Origin of the sequence: uncultured Tenacibaculum sp., from assembly GCF_947502995.1 — a bacterium.
Classification (GTDB): Bacteria; Bacteroidota; Bacteroidia; order Flavobacteriales; family Flavobacteriaceae; genus Polaribacter.
On the sequence record NZ_CANNBW010000015.1, the window covers coordinates 86,550 to 101,747 of the forward strand.

The window sequence follows — 15,198 nt, forward strand, 5'->3', positions numbered from 1 at the left end:
TATGAAATTTACAGAAGACATTGATAAATTGATAAAAAAAACATTAACAGAAGAAGAAGCTGTTTTTTATCAAGAGTTAGAAGAGCAAACCATTTGGCAGATGGTATTTGGTTTATTCAAAGGGAAGAATAAATGGATTTTAGTTGCCATGAATATGGTTACATTAATCTTTTTCGGATTTTTTATATTCTGCCTTGTTCAATTTTTTGAAGCATCAGAAATTAAAGAATTAATAAAAGTGGGCTTCGGGAGCAGTAATATTTTTACTCGGTGTAAGTATGTTGAAAATATTCGCTTGGATGCAAATGGCTAAAAATGCCTTATTAAGAGAAATAAAAAGATTAGAAGTACAAATCTTATCATTAGCATCAAAAAGCTTGAAGTAAGATTTTATCAGCCGATGAATATTTATTAATTTGCGTACCTCTTAGGGATGATTTCTCTCCCACGCTGCTTTTTCGAACTTCTTCGAAAGAATAAAGGTACAGTAGGAATGGTTATTTTATAAATTTTTAAAAATTAAAGAAATGGCTGTTTTAGAAAAATTAACGTCACAGCAAGCAATCGATTTAGAAAACAAGTATGGAGCTCATAATTACCATCCGTTACCAGTAGTTTTAAGTAAAGGTGAAGGAGTGTATGTTTGGGATGTAGAAGGAAAAAAATATTATGATTTCTTATCTGCTTATTCTGCCGTAAATCAAGGACATTGTCATCCGAAAATCGTAAATGCAATGGTTGAACAAGCTAAAACGTTAACATTAACGTCTAGAGCTTTTTACAACGATATGTTAGGACAGTATGAGAAATATGCTACAGAGTATTTTGGTTTTGACAAGTTGTTACCAATGAATACTGGAGCAGAAGCTGTTGAAACTGCATTAAAAATCTGTAGAAAATGGGCTTACGAAGTTAAAGGAATTGATGAAAATGAAGCCGAAATTATAGTATGTAAGAATAATTTCCACGGTAGAACTACAACAATTATTTCATTTTCAAACGATCCTGTTGCTCGTAAAAACTTTGGTCCATTTACAAATGGTTTCATTAAAATTGAATACGATAATTTACAAGCTTTAGAAGAGGCTTTAGAGAATAATAAGAATGTAGCTGGGTTTATGGCTGAACCAATTCAAGGTGAAGCTGGAGTTTATGTTCCTTCTGAAGGATATTTAGCAGCAGCGAAAGCATTATGTGAAAAGTATAATGTGTTATTTATTGCAGATGAAGTACAAACAGGAATTGCTAGAACTGGACGTTTATTAGCTACTTGTGGAAACTGTTCTTGTGAAGATAAAAACTGTTCTGGAACTCCAGATGTAAAACCAGATATTTTAATCTTAGGAAAAGCGTTAAGTGGAGGAGCTTATCCAGTATCAGCAGTATTAGCAAATGACGAAATTATGAATGTAATTCGTCCTGGAAACCACGGTTCTACTTTTGGAGGAAATCCTATCGCAGCAGCAGTTGCTATTGCAGCTTTAGATGTAGTTAAAGAAGAGAAACTAGCTGAAAATGCAGATCGATTAGGGAAAATCTTTAGAGAAGAGATAGGTAAATTAGTTGAAGAGACTGAATTAGTTACTTTAGTAAGAGGAAAAGGATTGTTAAATGCGATTGTAATTAACGATTCTGAAGAGAGTGAAACTGCTTGGAATATCTGTATGAGATTACGAGATAACGGATTGTTAGCAAAGCCAACTCACGGAAATATTATTCGTTTTGCACCACCATTAGTAATGAATGAAGAAGAGCTTAGAGATTGTATTTCTATTATTAAGAAAACAATTTTAGAGTTTGATAAATAAGTTAATCTATAAGTCTATAACTTTTATATTCCTGTTGTTTTTAATTCTTAATTGTAAGAATAATAAACAAATAATAGAAGATGAAAAAAATTGGAAGTATTGTGGAGGTATGCATTTAAAAGATGTAATTACTTTTGAAAAAAGATATGGTTGGACTTATAATAATGATACAATTTTCTTTAAAAAGAAACCTTATGCTACTTATTATTTAAAGTTAAAATTAGACGGAAGTTATTATTTAATTTTAAAAAGCTTTTCAAAAAAGGATAGTAGTATTTTTTGTAATAAATAAAGAGGATAATATCAATATAAAAAAAAGATCTGGAAAATATTTTCCAGATCTTTTTTTTACCTAAACTTATTGGTTGATAACACTTAATTTAAAATTCAATTAAGTTGCCATTTCATAAATATTCAAATGTTTCTTCAAAACTCCTGAAGGAGTGTTTTTTGTTTCGTCAAAAATTCTAGTATCTCCAAATAAAATAAAACTATCTTTTGCTCTAGAAACAGAAACATTTAGCATATTCGGCTTATTATCTTTTTCAAAGAACATAGTACCTTCATCTTCATTAGTGTATACAGAACTAAATAAAATAATACTTCTTTCTGCACCTTGTAATGCGTGCACTGTTCCTAGTTTAATATTACTAACTTTAAAACCAGCTTCAATTAAAGCTTTAGATAATTCTCCTTTTTGACTTGCAAATGGAGTGATAATTCCTAAAACTTCTTCAATATGATCTACATTGTAAGCATCTTGTATTTTTTCTTTATTTTGTTGTAACCAAGTAATAATAGCTTTTACTTCCTGTATGTTTTGTCGGCTATTATATTTACGTTCGCTTACGCCGTTAATGTGATAAGCCATCATCGAAGGAAAAGCTTGTCCTTCTCTAGCTTTACCTTTCATTGGTTTTAAAATACCACCATAAGCCAATTCATTACAGAAATCAATAATTTCATCATTACACCTTCTGTGTTCTAAAAGAATTAAACCTTGTTCTTTGGTGTTGTTAATTGGTGTTTCATACTCACAAGAGTTTTGAGCCATTTTCATAATACATCCATTGGAAGCTAAAAAACCTGAATTTTCTAAAGAATACATGTCTTGTTCTTGCTGAATGATATTTAAGCTTGATAAATTTCCTTTATCAATTCTAGAAGGAATAGACCAAATAGGTTCAATTTGTTTTAAATCACCAACAACAAAAGCTTTTTTAGCTATCGCAAAAACAGGAATACTTACTTCAGGAGTAACTTGTCCGGCCTCATCAATAATTAATAAATCGATAAAATTATATAGAGGGAAATATTCAAAAATAGGTTTTCCATTTTCATTTTCTCCTTGATATTGGCTGTATAAAAAGTGACTTGGTGCCATGTAAAACGTTGCCACAAAACAAGGTGTTAACATGGCTCTACGTTTCCATTTTAACATAATGGCTTGTTCTCCTGTTCCTCTTTCAGTATCTTCTTCTAAAGCTTCTCTTGTGGCTAATAACCACCTGCCTTCCCAGTAATGTGTTGCTAATAAAAAAGCTTTGTGGCGTAAAGAAACATCTAGTTCATCATAATAAAAACGAGGAGTAGTGTTTTTCGAATTTAATTTTTCAAATTCAGAAGCCCATAATTCTTCTTCCTTCAAAATAGGGAAGCTTTCAATATTCATTTGCTTTCTCCAACTTTTCAATTTTAAATTGGTTTGAAGCGCGATATTCAAATGATTAATAAGCTCTTTTAGATATGTATTTGTTTTTTCTTTATCGTTAATTGTGATTTCACCTATTTTAAAAATCCATTCTTTATGTTCTGTAGGTTCTTCATTATTAACTTTAAAGTGTTCTTTTACTAAAGAAAGAAAATCAGCTTTTTTGTAACTAGCTTTTAAAGAACTTAAAGTAGTTCTCCAAGCAGTAAGTTTACCAATATTGAAGTTTTCTCGAGTAACATGATCTTCTTCGTTTAGTAGTGCTTTATTAATGAAATTAATTGACTTTATATGATTTCTAGGAAAATCAACGCTTTCAATCAATTGTTCTTCAATAATAAAAATTTCATCTTGAATATGATCAATGGCATCTTCTATAGAATTGCTCTGTACATTAAAATAATTACAATATTCAGTTAAGAAATTATATTCTGCGTCTTCTAAATATTCTTCATTTTCAAGATTACATAATGTTCCTTCATGTCCGAATAAATTACCTTTTAAGAAATTAATATCACCTAAATACTTTTCATTCTTTCCATTTGAAGGTAAATAAGTGGCATAACCTTTAAAGTTTGGAATCCATCTTTTTGATAATTCTGTTAAGCTACTTTCAGAGTTAATAAAACTATCTATAATATTTGTTACAGCTTGATTGTTGTTTGAACACGCTAAAACAATTGGAGGTTCTTCGCCAATAATAGCACTTCTAACTACTTCTGTAGCTACCAAACTTTGTAATAAAGTTGTTTTTCCAGTTCCTGGAGGTCCATTAACTGCGGTAACAGAACTTTCTTCAGCAGATAAATAGGATAATAAAGTTTTACGTTGACTTACAGATAAAGGGAAACTATCTGACATTTGACCTAAATGTAGATGATTGAAGTTTAAAAAATCATGATCTGTAATGGCATCTCTTTTTACAACTTGTTCAGGAGTAATTATTTTAGAGAGTAATGGTAACTCTTCATCATAATTTAATAAGTTCTCGTATAAAAATAATATACTTTTTGCTGTAGATATTTTAGAACTTACAGAAAAGTAAGTTAACTTAAACTGTGTAGTATATTTTTCAGCTCTATATTGGTATAAGTTTTTGTAAGTAATAGCATTAAAAACCTCATTAATATAATCCCAGTATTCATTCCAAGGAACCACTTCGTCTTCATATTCTGGCATTGGAGGTTCAATTTCTTTAGCATCTAAAACTGTGTCGATAGAAGTGAAAATGAAATCGTTTTTTACATCTGCCATTGGCGTCATGTAATTACGAACAATTAGAGGGAAAATATCTTTAGGAGCAGATAATTGTCCTAATCTATTTACTGTAGCATAAATCCAAAAAGGATGAATTAATTTTTGTTTGAATTTAGGATTATCAGTTTGATATTCTAAATGGAAAGGAGCTATTAAAATTTTTGTTTGATCAATTTCATGCCAATTACTACTGTCTTTTTTTAAAATACCGCGTAATCTATTTATCCTTCTTTCCTCTGCATCTATCAATTCAGTAGCTTGCTTGTTGTTTATAAAAGCATTACTTAAATCTGAATTGTTTTGATGATACAAATTTTTAATTTTAGCAATATCAACTGCTAAATTTTCACTATCAGTTAGGCTGTTTTTGTAATAGTGTAACCAGTTTTTTTCGTTCATTATATAATCCCCGTAATCTTAAACTAAAGCAGGCGAAAATAGGATAATAATAAAATAAGAAGTTGCTTTTTGAAAGTTTTTTATTAACGAAAAGCAGACTTTTTATAAAGGTCTGCTTTTCGTATTGTTAAAAGTGATGGAATAATCACTTTTAAGTTTTATTATGAGTTAGTTTTATTCACTTTAATTATTCCATTAGCTCTCTCATTAATTCAGGATCTTGTAATGTTTCTAAACCTATTGTAGAAATTGCCCAAACAATCATTAAGATAAAAATGAAACTTAAAACAATACCTATAATAGATAAAATAAAACCTGTGTTTAAGTTAGAGTAATTTGTATAAACACTAGGGTTCGATAAATACAAATCTTTATCTTTTTTATGTAAAATTAAGGCCACAATTCCTAGTAATATTCCAGGAACCCCATAGCAACAACAAGTTAGTATAGAAAATATACCAAGAACTAATACAGCTGTAGCATTAGGTAGTTTTCTTTCTTCAAATTCGAACATATTTTAAAGTTTATTTAATTGAAAAATAGTTTATTCATTTTTATTAGATACGCTACGATTAAAGTTAAAACATTAATGATAGCTACAATAAGCAATATTTTTGCTGAGATTTTCTTCTTACTGAAAAAATGAAAACCGATGGCTAAAATAAAAAAAATAGAAGTGTAAATTGCTGGAAATAAATTAAAGGCTTGTTTAAACTCACCTTTAGCAACTAAAACAGCCGATCTTTGAAAACCACAACCTGGGCAATCAATTCCAAACATTTTCTTGTTAAAACAAGGTAACATGTAATCTTCCGCTTTTTTATTTTCTTTTGCTTCTTGCATTTTTATTTAATTCTCCATGGCGGATTTAATCTATTGTCTCCACCGTAAAATAAAATGATTTTATTCCCGTCTAAATCTCTTAACCTAGCTTCGCGCCAAAGCCAAGTTTGATCCACAGGGTCTTGATCAAAAACGATTCCTTTTTCTTTAAGGTTTTTAACTTGAGTATCTAAATCCTCACATTCAAAATAGACATAAATTCCATCTCCAACAGGTAATTCTTCAACTAAATGAATTGAAAAAGTAGCATTTCCATCTGGGCATTCAAATCTAGCATAATGTGGAAGTGCTTTAACAATTAGCTTTAAACCTAATTGCTCGTAAAAAGGGATTGATTTTGTTAAATCTAAAGAAGGAACAGTAATTTGATTTAAATTCATTTTTATAGTTATTTGAACATATCCATACCTGGAATATTTGGCATTCCGCTTTTAGCAGCTATAGCCATTTCTTGTTCATTTATTTCTCCTGCTCTTTTTAGTGCTTTATTTAAAGTTAATACTAAGTAATCTTCTAATTCTTCAGCATCTTGTAATAAAGTATCATCAACACTAATTGCTCTAATTTCTCTGTTAGCAGTAACAGTAACTTTAATTTTCCCGTCAGCACCGTTTTCATCAATTAATACAGTGTTTAAACGTTGTTTTGTTTCTTCAACTTTTTGTTGTGCTTGTTTAAGCTTATCCATCATTCCAGATAAATCTCCGAACATAAGTTATATGATTTTAAATAATGTTTAGTTGCAAAATTACTACTTTACACTACCAAAAATTAATCAAACCAAAAAAATCTTGTATTAAGTATTGCTATAAGTGTTATTTTTGCGTTCTGCAAAAAAGAAAAGATGGAGAATAATATAAAACCACCTGTAGCTGATAAAAATCCAGAAAAGTTAGAGAAACATGGTGATGTAAGAATAGATAACTATTTCTGGATGCGTTTAACAGATGAACAGAAGAACGCAGAAAAAAAAGACGAACAAACTCAAAAAGTTTACGATTATTTAGAAGCTGAAAATACCTATTTCGATAAGGTAATGGGGCATACGAATAACTTTCAGGAATCTTTATTTGAAGAGATGAAAGGAAGAATTAAGGAAGACGATGAGTCTGTTCCTTATAAAAAGAATGGCTATTTCTACATTACTAGGTATGAAAAAGGACAACAATATCCTATTTACTCTCGAAAGAAAGGTGATTTAGAAGCTGAAGAAGAGATAATGTTCGATGTTAATAAAGAGGCAGAAGGACATGATTATATTCAACTAGGCGGATTAAATGTGTCACCAAATAATACTTTAGTTGCTTATGCAACGGATACGGTTAGTAGACGACAGTATTTTATCAAAATTAAGAACCTTGAAACAGGTGAAGTTTATAGTGATAAAATAGAAAATACAACAGGAGGAAGTGTTTGGGCTAATGATAATAAAACATTATTCTACACAAAGAAAGATCCTGTAACATTACGAAGTTCTAAAATTTACAAACATGTTTTAGGAACGGATACTTCTGAAGATGTTTTGGTTTTTGAAGAAAAAGATGAAACGTTCGGAACTTTTGTAACTAAAACAAAGTCGAGAAAATATTTAGTTATAGGTTCTTACAGTACAGTTTCTAGTGAATACCAAGTTTTAGAAGCTGATAATCCAAATGGTGAGTTTCGTTTAATTCAACCACGTGAGCGTGATTTAGAATATGATATTGCTCATTATGAAGATCATTTTTATATCAAGACAAATATTGATGGAGCAACTAACTTTAAAGTTATGAAAACTCCAGAAAATAATACAGCTAAAGAAAATTGGGTAGATGTTATTCCGCATAGAGAAGATACGTTTTTAGAAGATTTTTCAATTTTTAAAGATTATTTAGTTCTTGAAGAAAGAAATAACGGATTATTTAAAATTAGAATAAAACGTTGGGATGGAACAGAGGATTACTATTTGCCTTTTGATGAAGAAACGTATTCAGCAGGTGTATATTCAAATCCTGAATTTGATACAAATGTAATTCGTTATTCGTATAACTCAATGACCACTCCAAGTTCTGTAATTGATTTCAATATGAAAGATCAATCTAAAGAAATCAAAAAAGAACAAGAAGTTTTAGGTGGAAAGTTCGATAAGAATAATTATACAAGTAAGCGTTTATGGGTGACAGCCCGAGATGGTAAAAAAGTTGCACTTTCTATTGTTTACAGAAAAGATACTAAAATAGACGAGAATACTCCAGTTTTACAATATGCATATGGTTCTTATGGATATACGGTTTCTGATGGATTTTCAACGACACGTTTAAGTCTGTTAGATCGTGGTTTTATTTTCGCTTTAGCACATATTAGAGGAAGTCAATATTTAGGAAGAGAATGGTATGAAGATGGAAAAATGTTGAATAAGAAAAATACATTTAACGATTTTGTCGATTGTTCTAAATATTTAATTGATAACGGTTATACTTCTTCAAAGCATTTGTATGCTATGGGAGGTTCTGCAGGAGGTTTATTAATGGGAGCTGTAGTGAATACAAATCCTGAATTATATAATGGAATTATAGCTGCTGTACCTTTTGTTGATGTAATTTCTACAATGTTAGATGATAGTATTCCATTAACGACAGGAGAATATGACGAATGGGGAAATCCAAATGACAAGCAATATTATGATTACATTAAATCATATTCACCTTACGATCAAGTAGAATCGAAATCATACCCAAATATGTTAGTGACTACAGGATTACACGATAGTCAGGTACAATATTGGGAACCAGCGAAATGGATTGCTAAACTAAGAGAAGTAAAAACAGATCATAATTTACTGTTTTTACATACAAACATGGAAGCAGGTCATGGAGGAGCATCTGGTAGGTTCGATTCTTTAAAAGAAACAGCTAGAGAATATACTTTCTTGTTAGTATTAGAAGATAAGTTAGAAAAATAATTATATTTTTGCCCTCGATTGAGTAAGTGTAAGCGTTATTGTAAAAACAAACATCTCAATTACAATTAGATGATAAATTTTGCAATAACGTTTCTTTATATATAGAATGGATAGGAACAAAGCAATAGTAGATTCGATTTTAGATTTAGTAGGAGAGACCCCAATTGTTAGATTACATAACATAACTAAAGAGTTACCAGGGGAATATTTCGCAAAGCTAGAATCTTTTAACCCGGGACAGTCAGCAAAAGATAGAATTGCACTTCATATTATCGAAAATGCTGAAAAGAAAGGTATTTTAACTCCTGGCGATACTATTGTAGAAACTACTTCAGGAAATACAGGATTTAGCTTAGCTATGATTAGTTTAGTAAAAGGCTATCGTTGTATTTTGGCTGTAAGCGATAAATCTTCAAAAAATAAGATTGATGTTTTAAAAACAATGGGAGCAGAGGTTCATGTTTGTCCGGCTAATGTGGCAGCAGATGATCCAAGATCTTATTATGAAACAGCAAAACGAATTCATAAAGAAACTCCTAATTCAATTTACATCAATCAATATTTTAATGAGTTAAATATAGAAGCTCATTATGCGACAACTGGACCAGAAATTTGGAAACAAACAGAAGGAAAAATTACTCATTTGGTTGCTGCTAGTGGAACTGGAGGAACTATTTCTGGAACAGGAAGGTTTTTGAAGGAACAAAATCCTGACATAAAAATTTTAGGAGTAGATGCTGTTGGTTCTGCAATTAAAAAATTTCACGAAACAAAAGAGTTTGATCCAAACGAAATTTCACCATACAAAATAGAAGGCTTAGGTAAGAATTTAATTCCTACTTCAACAGATTTTGATATTATTGATATTTACGAAAAAGTAACAGATGAAGATGCCGCTTTAGCTGCAAGAGAATTAGTTCGTTCAGAAGGTTTATTGTGTGGTTATACTTCAGGAGCAGTAATTCAAGCAACACAACAATATGCCGAAAAAGGAATGTTTAAATCGGATAGTTTTGTAGTTGTTATTCTTCCAGATCACGGAATTCGTTATATGGATAAAATTTATTCAGATGAATGGATGAAAGCTCAAGGTTTTTCTATTACTCGTAAAGTAAATATTTAGCTCTTATTTTTTTAAATTCATCTAAATCTTTTTGCCAAGTTTTTCTGATTTCTTCTTCAGATAAACCATTTTCTATTTGTTTTTGTAATAGTTTAGTTCCGGCTAATTTTGTGAAGAAAGAAGTAAAAAATGCTTTTTCTTTTGAATGTTCTTTATGAGCATTGTAAAACTCAATTAACCATTTTAAACTCAGTTGATCTAATTTTTTTTCTGAAGATAAATCGTAACCAAAACATTCTTTGTTTTCGTGTTTCGGATATTTCGCACCTTCATTTGGTTTAGGAATAAAACTATATTTATGGTTTTCTAAATGGTGAAATGGACTACCTACAACTTGGAATTGCTTTGAAGTTCCTCTACCTACAGAAACATTTGTTCCTTCAAAAAAACACAAACTAGGGTATAAATTAATAGAAGTGTCGTTTGGTAAATTAGGAGAAGGTTTTACAGGTAAACTATAACTAGATTGATGAGTGTAGTTTTTATTAGGTATTACTGTTAAATCACATTGAATTCCATTTTTCAACCATTTTTCTCCGTTAATCATTTTACCGTATTCACCAATTGTCATTCCATATACTACAGGAACTTTATGTAAGCCAATAAAACTAGTATATTCAGGTTCTAAAATAGGACCATCTACATAATGAGCATTCGGATTAGGTCGATCTAAAACTAGTAAAGGAATATTATTCTCTGCACAAGCTTCCATGACATAATGTAAGGTAGAAATATAAGTGTAGAAACGTGCTCCTACGTCTTGAATATCAAAAATCATAAGATCGATGTCTTCTAATTGTTTTTTAGAAGGCTTTTTGTTTTTTCCATATAAGGAAATAATTGGTAATCCTGTTTTAGTATCAATTCCATCTTTTACTTTTTCTCCTGCATCTGCTTTTCCTCTGAATCCGTGTTCAGGTGCAAATACTTTTGTTACATTAATTTTTGTTGAATTATGTAAGTAATCAACCAAGTGAATTTGAGTGATATCTGGATTAAATTTTGAAACTTTATTGATTATCGAAGTTTGATTAGCTACAATTCCAATATTTTTATTTAAAATTTTAGGAATGTAAATTCCAGTCTGATCTGCTGCTGTAAGAATTAGCGTGTCTTTTTTCTCAATAACAATTTCTTTTTCCTTTTTTTCTTGAACAGATATGTGAGAAGTTTGTTTACAAGAACTAAGAGAAAAAATCGTAGTTAAAAACAAGAATAAATATGTACTTTTGATTGTATTAAAAAACATTTCTTTGAATTACGAATTATTTATTGCAAAACGAATAATTGCTGGTAAAGAGCATAAAAATAGTGTATCATCTCCAATAATAAAAATAGCAATTGTTGCTATTAGTTTAGGAATTGCGATTATGTCTATTTCAGTATCTGTAAGTTTAGGTTTTAAAAATAAAATTCGTGAGAAAATAGCTGGATTTAAAGGCCATGTTCAGATTACAAATTATGACAATAATTATTCTGATGTTTCTACGGTACCTTTAAGTTTAAACCAAGATTTTTACCCAAATTTTACTTCTGTTTCTGGAATAAAAAAAGTTCAACCTTACATTAATAAAGCAGGTTTAATTAGAACAAAGAATAACTTTCAAGGAATTGTATTTAAAGGAGTAAATAAAAATTATGATTTTTCTTTTTTCGAAGAGTTTTTAGTTAATGGGCGATTACCAAATTATGATCAACCACGTAATCGAGAAATATTAATATCAAAATCCGTCGTAGATCAGTTAGAACTGAAATTAAATGATACTATAAATATTGGATTTCAAGTAGAGTCTTCTACAGGTTTTAAATCAAGAAAACCAATAATTGTTGGGATTTATAAAACTGGTTTTGCTGAATTTGATAACTCTATAATAGTAGGAGATTTAAAAGAAGTTCAACGAATAAATAAATGGGAAGATGATGAAGTTGGAGGTTTTGAAGTGTTAATCGATGATTTTGATGATTTGAAAGAAAAAGGAGAGGAGATAAACATGAATATTAGTCCAACTTTACAGGCAAATACCTTGTTGCAAACATTTTGGCAACTTTTTGATTGGTTGAAGTTGTTCGATAATAATGTGTGGTTTATTCTTGGAATTATGATTTTAGTTGCTGGAATTAATATGATAACTGCTTTATTAGTTCTAATCCTTGAGCGTGTTCAAATGATTGGAATATTAAAGTCGCTTGGTAGTAAAAACACAGAAATAAGGAAGATTTTTTTATACAATGCCTCTTATTTAATTTTAAAAGGATTGCTTTGGGGTAATTTAATTTCTTTTGTTCTATTGTTTATTCAAAAATATTTTAGAATAATAAGTTTAAATCCACAAACTTATAATGTGTCTACAGTTCCTGTAGAATTTAACTTTTTCTATCTCTTTTTATTGAATATAGGTACTTTGTTTTTGTGTTTATTAATGTTATTGGTACCTTCAATGATAATTTCTAAAATACAACCTTCAAAAGCAATTAAATTTGATTAAATATTTTAATTCTTAATTTTAATTATTACAATATATTTTGGATTTTGCATGATAATTACTTATTTTATATTTTAAATTGATGAGAAGAAAGATAAAATTTAGGTTAAGTCGACCTTAAATCTAGCTATAGTCTTTATTATTAGTTGTTAAGTTAATTCGTTTTAACGGATGTTAAAATCTTTTATATATTTTGTAAAAGACAAAAATCTTAGGTGTCTATAAATTTCTAAGTCTAACTATTAAAATTAAATAATGAAAAAAGTAAATTTTGAAGTAAAAAGAGTGCTTAAAAAAGATGAGTTAAAATCTATTACTGGAGGTTTAGTACCTCAGTTCTTTGCCAGAGGTAATTGTTCAGCTATATGTGGAGATGGTACCAAAGTATCTTGTAGTGGAGGTGGATGTTCTGCCGTAGATACAATAGGGTCAGCTAAAGGATTTTGTGAAGCAAGTTCTAATGGTAAAAAAGTTAAAAAAACCTGTAAATCTTAAAGGATTTGCTAGAAAGGAGGTTTTTTCACTCTCCTTTCTAGCATTTAATATATACTATAAATATAACAGTTATATATAGATTTCTTAATTCTACTATTAAAATTACAAACAATGAAAAAACTAAATTTTGAATTAAAAAAAGTAAGGGAAAAGAGTGAACTTAAAAATATTTTGAAAGGATTAATTTCTAAACAGTTTGAATATGGAAAATTATCCTGTTAAATGTAGAGATGGGCGAAATATACTTAAGATAATAAATGTATTTACTCTAGATTGAGAGGTGCTTGAAAGACTTTTGTGAGGCATGTTCTAACGGATTAATACTAAAAAATTTTGTAATTAAATATTAAAATAAAAATGGAGAACTTTTACTATCCATTGTATTAATAAAATAGATCAAACATGAATAAAATTAGAAAAAGATTTTATTTGTTATACATTATATTTTTTATGATATCATGTAAAAATAAGAATGATTTAATAATAGATTTATATAAAAGACATGGTGACCCATCATCAACAATATTAACACCAGTCTCTTTTTTGAATTCAATACCCGAGAAACTGAAAGATGTATATACATCAGATAGCTTATCGAGAGTAGGATATTTTGAGATTACACCAAATGAAAAAATAAAAAAACTATTTAAAGAGAAGAAAATATCAGAGGAAGAATATCAAGATTTTAAGTCTAGAATTTATTTGATTTCAGGCTTATCAGAAGACAAACAATTTTTCATAGTTGATGAGAATATGAACTTTTCTTTTAAAGATGATGAAGTAGTTTTTTTTGATAAACAAATAACAAATCTTACTGCAAATAACAATAAGTTAATAGATAGTTTATTCAGAAATTATTTAATTCCAGTTTCAAAAGTTACTAAGGATTTTATATATAAAGATACAGTGTCTTTAAGATTTTATCCAGATGCTAATTATTTTGACTATCCTGAGTCAAATAAAAATGTTGAATTGAAAAATAGATTACAATTAATTACGGAAGAATCATCTTATTTTTATGGAGAGTTTTCAGCAAGTCCAAAAGAACAATTTAAAGTAAGAGTAAATAAAGACGGTTTTTTCGGAGATGAATTTAAATTCTCAAATCAGAACCAAAAGTTCTCGAATGCTTTTTATGATTCTTATTTGTTAAAGGATGATGTAAAAATTGGAAAAGAGTTCTATGTAATTGACACTTTAATATTAGACCCTAAATTTCAGTTGAAGCTCAAAAAGAACAATAAAATCAAACAGTTTGGTTTTAGACCAGGGTTTAAAATGAAAGATTATGGAATAGAAAATTTAGAAGGAGATAAAAATAAGGTTTCTAGTTTATTTATTGGAAATCAAAAACTTTTATTACTTGATTTCTGGGGAACTTGGTGTGAACCTTGTAAAGAGCTTACACCTAGACTTATTCAATTAAATAAATCACTCAACGACAATTTGGGTTTAGTTAGTGTAGCTTATCAAGAGGATATTGAACCTGTAAAAAAGTATAATTTAGATAATGATATTAAATGGTTTAATGGTATTGTCAAAGAGAAGCCAAAAACTAATAATATTTCTAAATCTCCTTTAATTAGAGAGTTAAGGATTATTGGTTATCCTACTTTTATTTTAGTAGATAAAGAATTGAATATTTTATATAAGTCGTATGGTAATGATGAATCGTTTGATAGTTTAGTTCAATTTGTAAACAATTATTTAGAAAAATAATAAAAAAATCAAAATATATAAAAGGAAGACATTAGATCTTATTATGTCTATAAAAAACAATAAGTTTTACTTAAATAATATTGAAAATGAAATTAAATTTTGAAATTAAAAGAGTTTTAAAAAAGAATGAATTAAAGAATATTTTAGGAGGATTAGCTCCGTCTTTTTCTCAAGGAGAATTCGCAACATGTGAAGCAAAATGCGCAGGAGGAGTTACTGTAAAGTGTACTGGTGCTGGGTGTGTAGCAGTCGATGGAGTTGGTTGTTTTACAGTTAGTGGAGGAAAAAAGAAAGAGTTAAAATGTTAGAATAACAAAGCATATTTTCTTGTAGAAAATAAAGAGGATTGAAAATTAGTTTTCAATCCTCTTTTATTAATTTTCAGAATATATAGTAGTAGCCATCTAAAGCAATTAAGT

The 15,198-nt window shown here is 29.0% G+C and carries 16 protein-coding genes; 10 read left to right on the forward strand and 6 right to left on the reverse strand.

Features of this window, described 5'->3' with window-relative positions:
• Position 1: 1 nt before the first annotated feature.
• The 4 genes from Q1A46_RS13625 to Q1A46_RS13635 all read left to right on the forward strand — a co-directional run bounded on the left by Q1A46_RS13625 (position 2) and on the right by Q1A46_RS13635 (position 2,100).
• Complete coding sequence (locus Q1A46_RS13625) at positions 2-313, forward strand: DUF6768 family protein (RefSeq protein ID WP_299679663.1); 312 nt, start codon at positions 2-4, stop codon at positions 311-313.
• The gene (locus Q1A46_RS20930; protein WP_306420524.1) at positions 279-386 is read left to right on the forward strand and encodes a DUF6768 family protein; all 108 of its coding nucleotides are present in this window, start codon (positions 279-281) and stop codon (positions 384-386) included. Before Q1A46_RS13625 ends, Q1A46_RS20930 begins: the two co-directional genes overlap by 35 nt.
• Positions 387-527: 141 nt before the next feature.
• On the forward strand, positions 528-1,808 hold the full coding sequence (rocD, locus tag Q1A46_RS13630) for an ornithine--oxo-acid transaminase (RefSeq protein ID WP_299679666.1): 1,281 nt from the start codon (positions 528-530) through the stop codon (positions 1,806-1,808).
• A 34-nt stretch (positions 1,809-1,842) separates the two neighbouring features.
• Positions 1,843-2,100, forward strand: a complete 258-nt coding sequence (locus tag Q1A46_RS13635; RefSeq protein WP_299679670.1) for a hypothetical protein — start codon at positions 1,843-1,845, stop codon at positions 2,098-2,100.
• A gap of 99 nt (positions 2,101-2,199) precedes the next feature.
• Here the strand turns inward: Q1A46_RS13635 and Q1A46_RS13640 are convergent, their stop codons facing one another.
• The 5 genes from Q1A46_RS13640 to Q1A46_RS13660 all read right to left on the reverse strand — a co-directional run bounded on the left by Q1A46_RS13640 (position 2,200) and on the right by Q1A46_RS13660 (position 6,730).
• A complete protein-coding gene (locus Q1A46_RS13640) occupies positions 2,200-5,175 on the reverse strand; it encodes an ATP-binding protein (RefSeq protein WP_299679673.1) in 2,976 nt (991 codons plus the stop codon).
• Positions 5,176-5,362: 187 nt separating this feature from the next.
• Complete coding sequence (locus Q1A46_RS13645) at positions 5,363-5,689, reverse strand: CCC motif membrane protein (protein WP_299679676.1); 327 nt, start codon at positions 5,687-5,689, stop codon at positions 5,363-5,365.
• 14 nt (positions 5,690-5,703) lie between these two features.
• Positions 5,704-6,018 (reverse strand): DUF2752 domain-containing protein, encoded by a 315-nt coding sequence (locus tag Q1A46_RS13650; protein WP_299679679.1) that lies wholly within the window; start codon positions 6,016-6,018, stop codon positions 5,704-5,706.
• Between the two features lie 2 nt (positions 6,019-6,020).
• Positions 6,021-6,398: a VOC family protein gene (locus Q1A46_RS13655; protein ID WP_299679682.1), complete on the reverse strand. Its 378-nt coding sequence runs from the start codon at positions 6,396-6,398 to the stop codon at positions 6,021-6,023.
• Between the two features lie 8 nt (positions 6,399-6,406).
• A complete protein-coding gene (locus Q1A46_RS13660) occupies positions 6,407-6,730 on the reverse strand; it encodes a YbaB/EbfC family nucleoid-associated protein (RefSeq protein ID WP_299679685.1) in 324 nt (107 codons plus the stop codon).
• 132 nt (positions 6,731-6,862) lie between these two features.
• Between Q1A46_RS13660 and Q1A46_RS13665 the strand changes: the two genes are divergently transcribed.
• Both Q1A46_RS13665 and Q1A46_RS13670 read left to right on the forward strand, forming a co-directional pair.
• Positions 6,863-8,959 carry a S9 family peptidase gene (locus tag Q1A46_RS13665; RefSeq protein WP_299679688.1) on the forward strand — a complete coding sequence of 699 codons (2,097 nt, stop codon included), beginning with the start codon at positions 6,863-6,865 and terminating at the stop codon, positions 8,957-8,959.
• A gap of 106 nt (positions 8,960-9,065) precedes the next feature.
• Complete coding sequence (locus tag Q1A46_RS13670) at positions 9,066-10,082, forward strand: PLP-dependent cysteine synthase family protein (protein WP_299679691.1); 1,017 nt, start codon at positions 9,066-9,068, stop codon at positions 10,080-10,082.
• Here Q1A46_RS13670 and Q1A46_RS13675 read toward each other — a convergent pair.
• Positions 10,060-11,331, reverse strand: coding sequence for a DUF1343 domain-containing protein (locus Q1A46_RS13675; RefSeq protein WP_299679694.1), 1,272 nt, complete (start codon positions 11,329-11,331; stop codon positions 10,060-10,062). The two genes, Q1A46_RS13670 and Q1A46_RS13675, sit on opposite strands and share 23 nt — an antisense overlap.
• 4 nt (positions 11,332-11,335) lie before the next feature.
• Here Q1A46_RS13675 and Q1A46_RS13680 point away from each other — a divergent pair, with 4 nt between their 5' ends.
• The 4 genes from Q1A46_RS13680 to Q1A46_RS13695 all read left to right on the forward strand — a co-directional run bounded on the left by Q1A46_RS13680 (position 11,336) and on the right by Q1A46_RS13695 (position 15,087).
• Entirely contained in the window at positions 11,336-12,568 is a 1,233-nt protein-coding gene (locus Q1A46_RS13680) for an FtsX-like permease family protein (RefSeq protein ID WP_299679697.1), read from the forward strand.
• Positions 12,569-12,820: 252 nt separating this feature from the next.
• Positions 12,821-13,060 (forward strand): hypothetical protein, encoded by a 240-nt coding sequence (locus tag Q1A46_RS13685; RefSeq protein WP_299679700.1) that lies wholly within the window; start codon positions 12,821-12,823, stop codon positions 13,058-13,060.
• 402 nt (positions 13,061-13,462) lie between these two features.
• Entirely contained in the window at positions 13,463-14,779 is a 1,317-nt protein-coding gene (locus Q1A46_RS13690; protein WP_299679703.1) for a TlpA family protein disulfide reductase, read from the forward strand.
• A gap of 86 nt (positions 14,780-14,865) precedes the next feature.
• The gene (locus Q1A46_RS13695; protein ID WP_299679706.1) at positions 14,866-15,087 is read left to right on the forward strand and encodes a hypothetical protein; all 222 of its coding nucleotides are present in this window, start codon (positions 14,866-14,868) and stop codon (positions 15,085-15,087) included.
• Positions 15,088-15,198 lie beyond the last annotated feature (111 nt).

Bases quoted from the DNA above. Each gene is read 5' to 3' on its own strand.
- Q1A46_RS13625 (WP_299679663.1), top strand. From the start codon at position 2: ATGAAATTTACAGAAGACATTGATAAATTGATAAAAAAAACATTAACA.
- Q1A46_RS20930 (WP_306420524.1), top strand. From the start codon at position 279: ATGTTGAAAATATTCGCTTGGATGCAAATGGCTAAAAATGCCTTATTA.
- rocD (WP_299679666.1), top strand. From the start codon at position 528: ATGGCTGTTTTAGAAAAATTAACGTCACAGCAAGCAATCGATTTAGAA.
- Q1A46_RS13640 (WP_299679673.1), bottom strand. From the start codon at position 5,175: ATGAACGAAAAAAACTGGTTACACTATTACAAAAACAGCCTAACTGAT.
- Q1A46_RS13645 (WP_299679676.1), bottom strand. From the start codon at position 5,689: ATGTTCGAATTTGAAGAAAGAAAACTACCTAATGCTACAGCTGTATTA.
- Q1A46_RS13650 (WP_299679679.1), bottom strand. From the start codon at position 6,018: ATGCAAGAAGCAAAAGAAAATAAAAAAGCGGAAGATTACATGTTACCT.
- Q1A46_RS13655 (WP_299679682.1), bottom strand. From the start codon at position 6,398: ATGAATTTAAATCAAATTACTGTTCCTTCTTTAGATTTAACAAAATCA.
- Q1A46_RS13660 (WP_299679685.1), bottom strand. From the start codon at position 6,730: ATGTTCGGAGATTTATCTGGAATGATGGATAAGCTTAAACAAGCACAA.
- Q1A46_RS13665 (WP_299679688.1), top strand. From the start codon at position 6,863: ATGGAGAATAATATAAAACCACCTGTAGCTGATAAAAATCCAGAAAAG.
- Q1A46_RS13670 (WP_299679691.1), top strand. From the start codon at position 9,066: ATGGATAGGAACAAAGCAATAGTAGATTCGATTTTAGATTTAGTAGGA.
- Q1A46_RS13675 (WP_299679694.1), bottom strand. From the start codon at position 11,331: ATGTTTTTTAATACAATCAAAAGTACATATTTATTCTTGTTTTTAACT.
- Q1A46_RS13685 (WP_299679700.1), top strand. From the start codon at position 12,821: ATGAAAAAAGTAAATTTTGAAGTAAAAAGAGTGCTTAAAAAAGATGAG.
- Q1A46_RS13690 (WP_299679703.1), top strand. From the start codon at position 13,463: ATGAATAAAATTAGAAAAAGATTTTATTTGTTATACATTATATTTTTT.
- Q1A46_RS13695 (WP_299679706.1), top strand. From the start codon at position 14,866: ATGAAATTAAATTTTGAAATTAAAAGAGTTTTAAAAAAGAATGAATTA.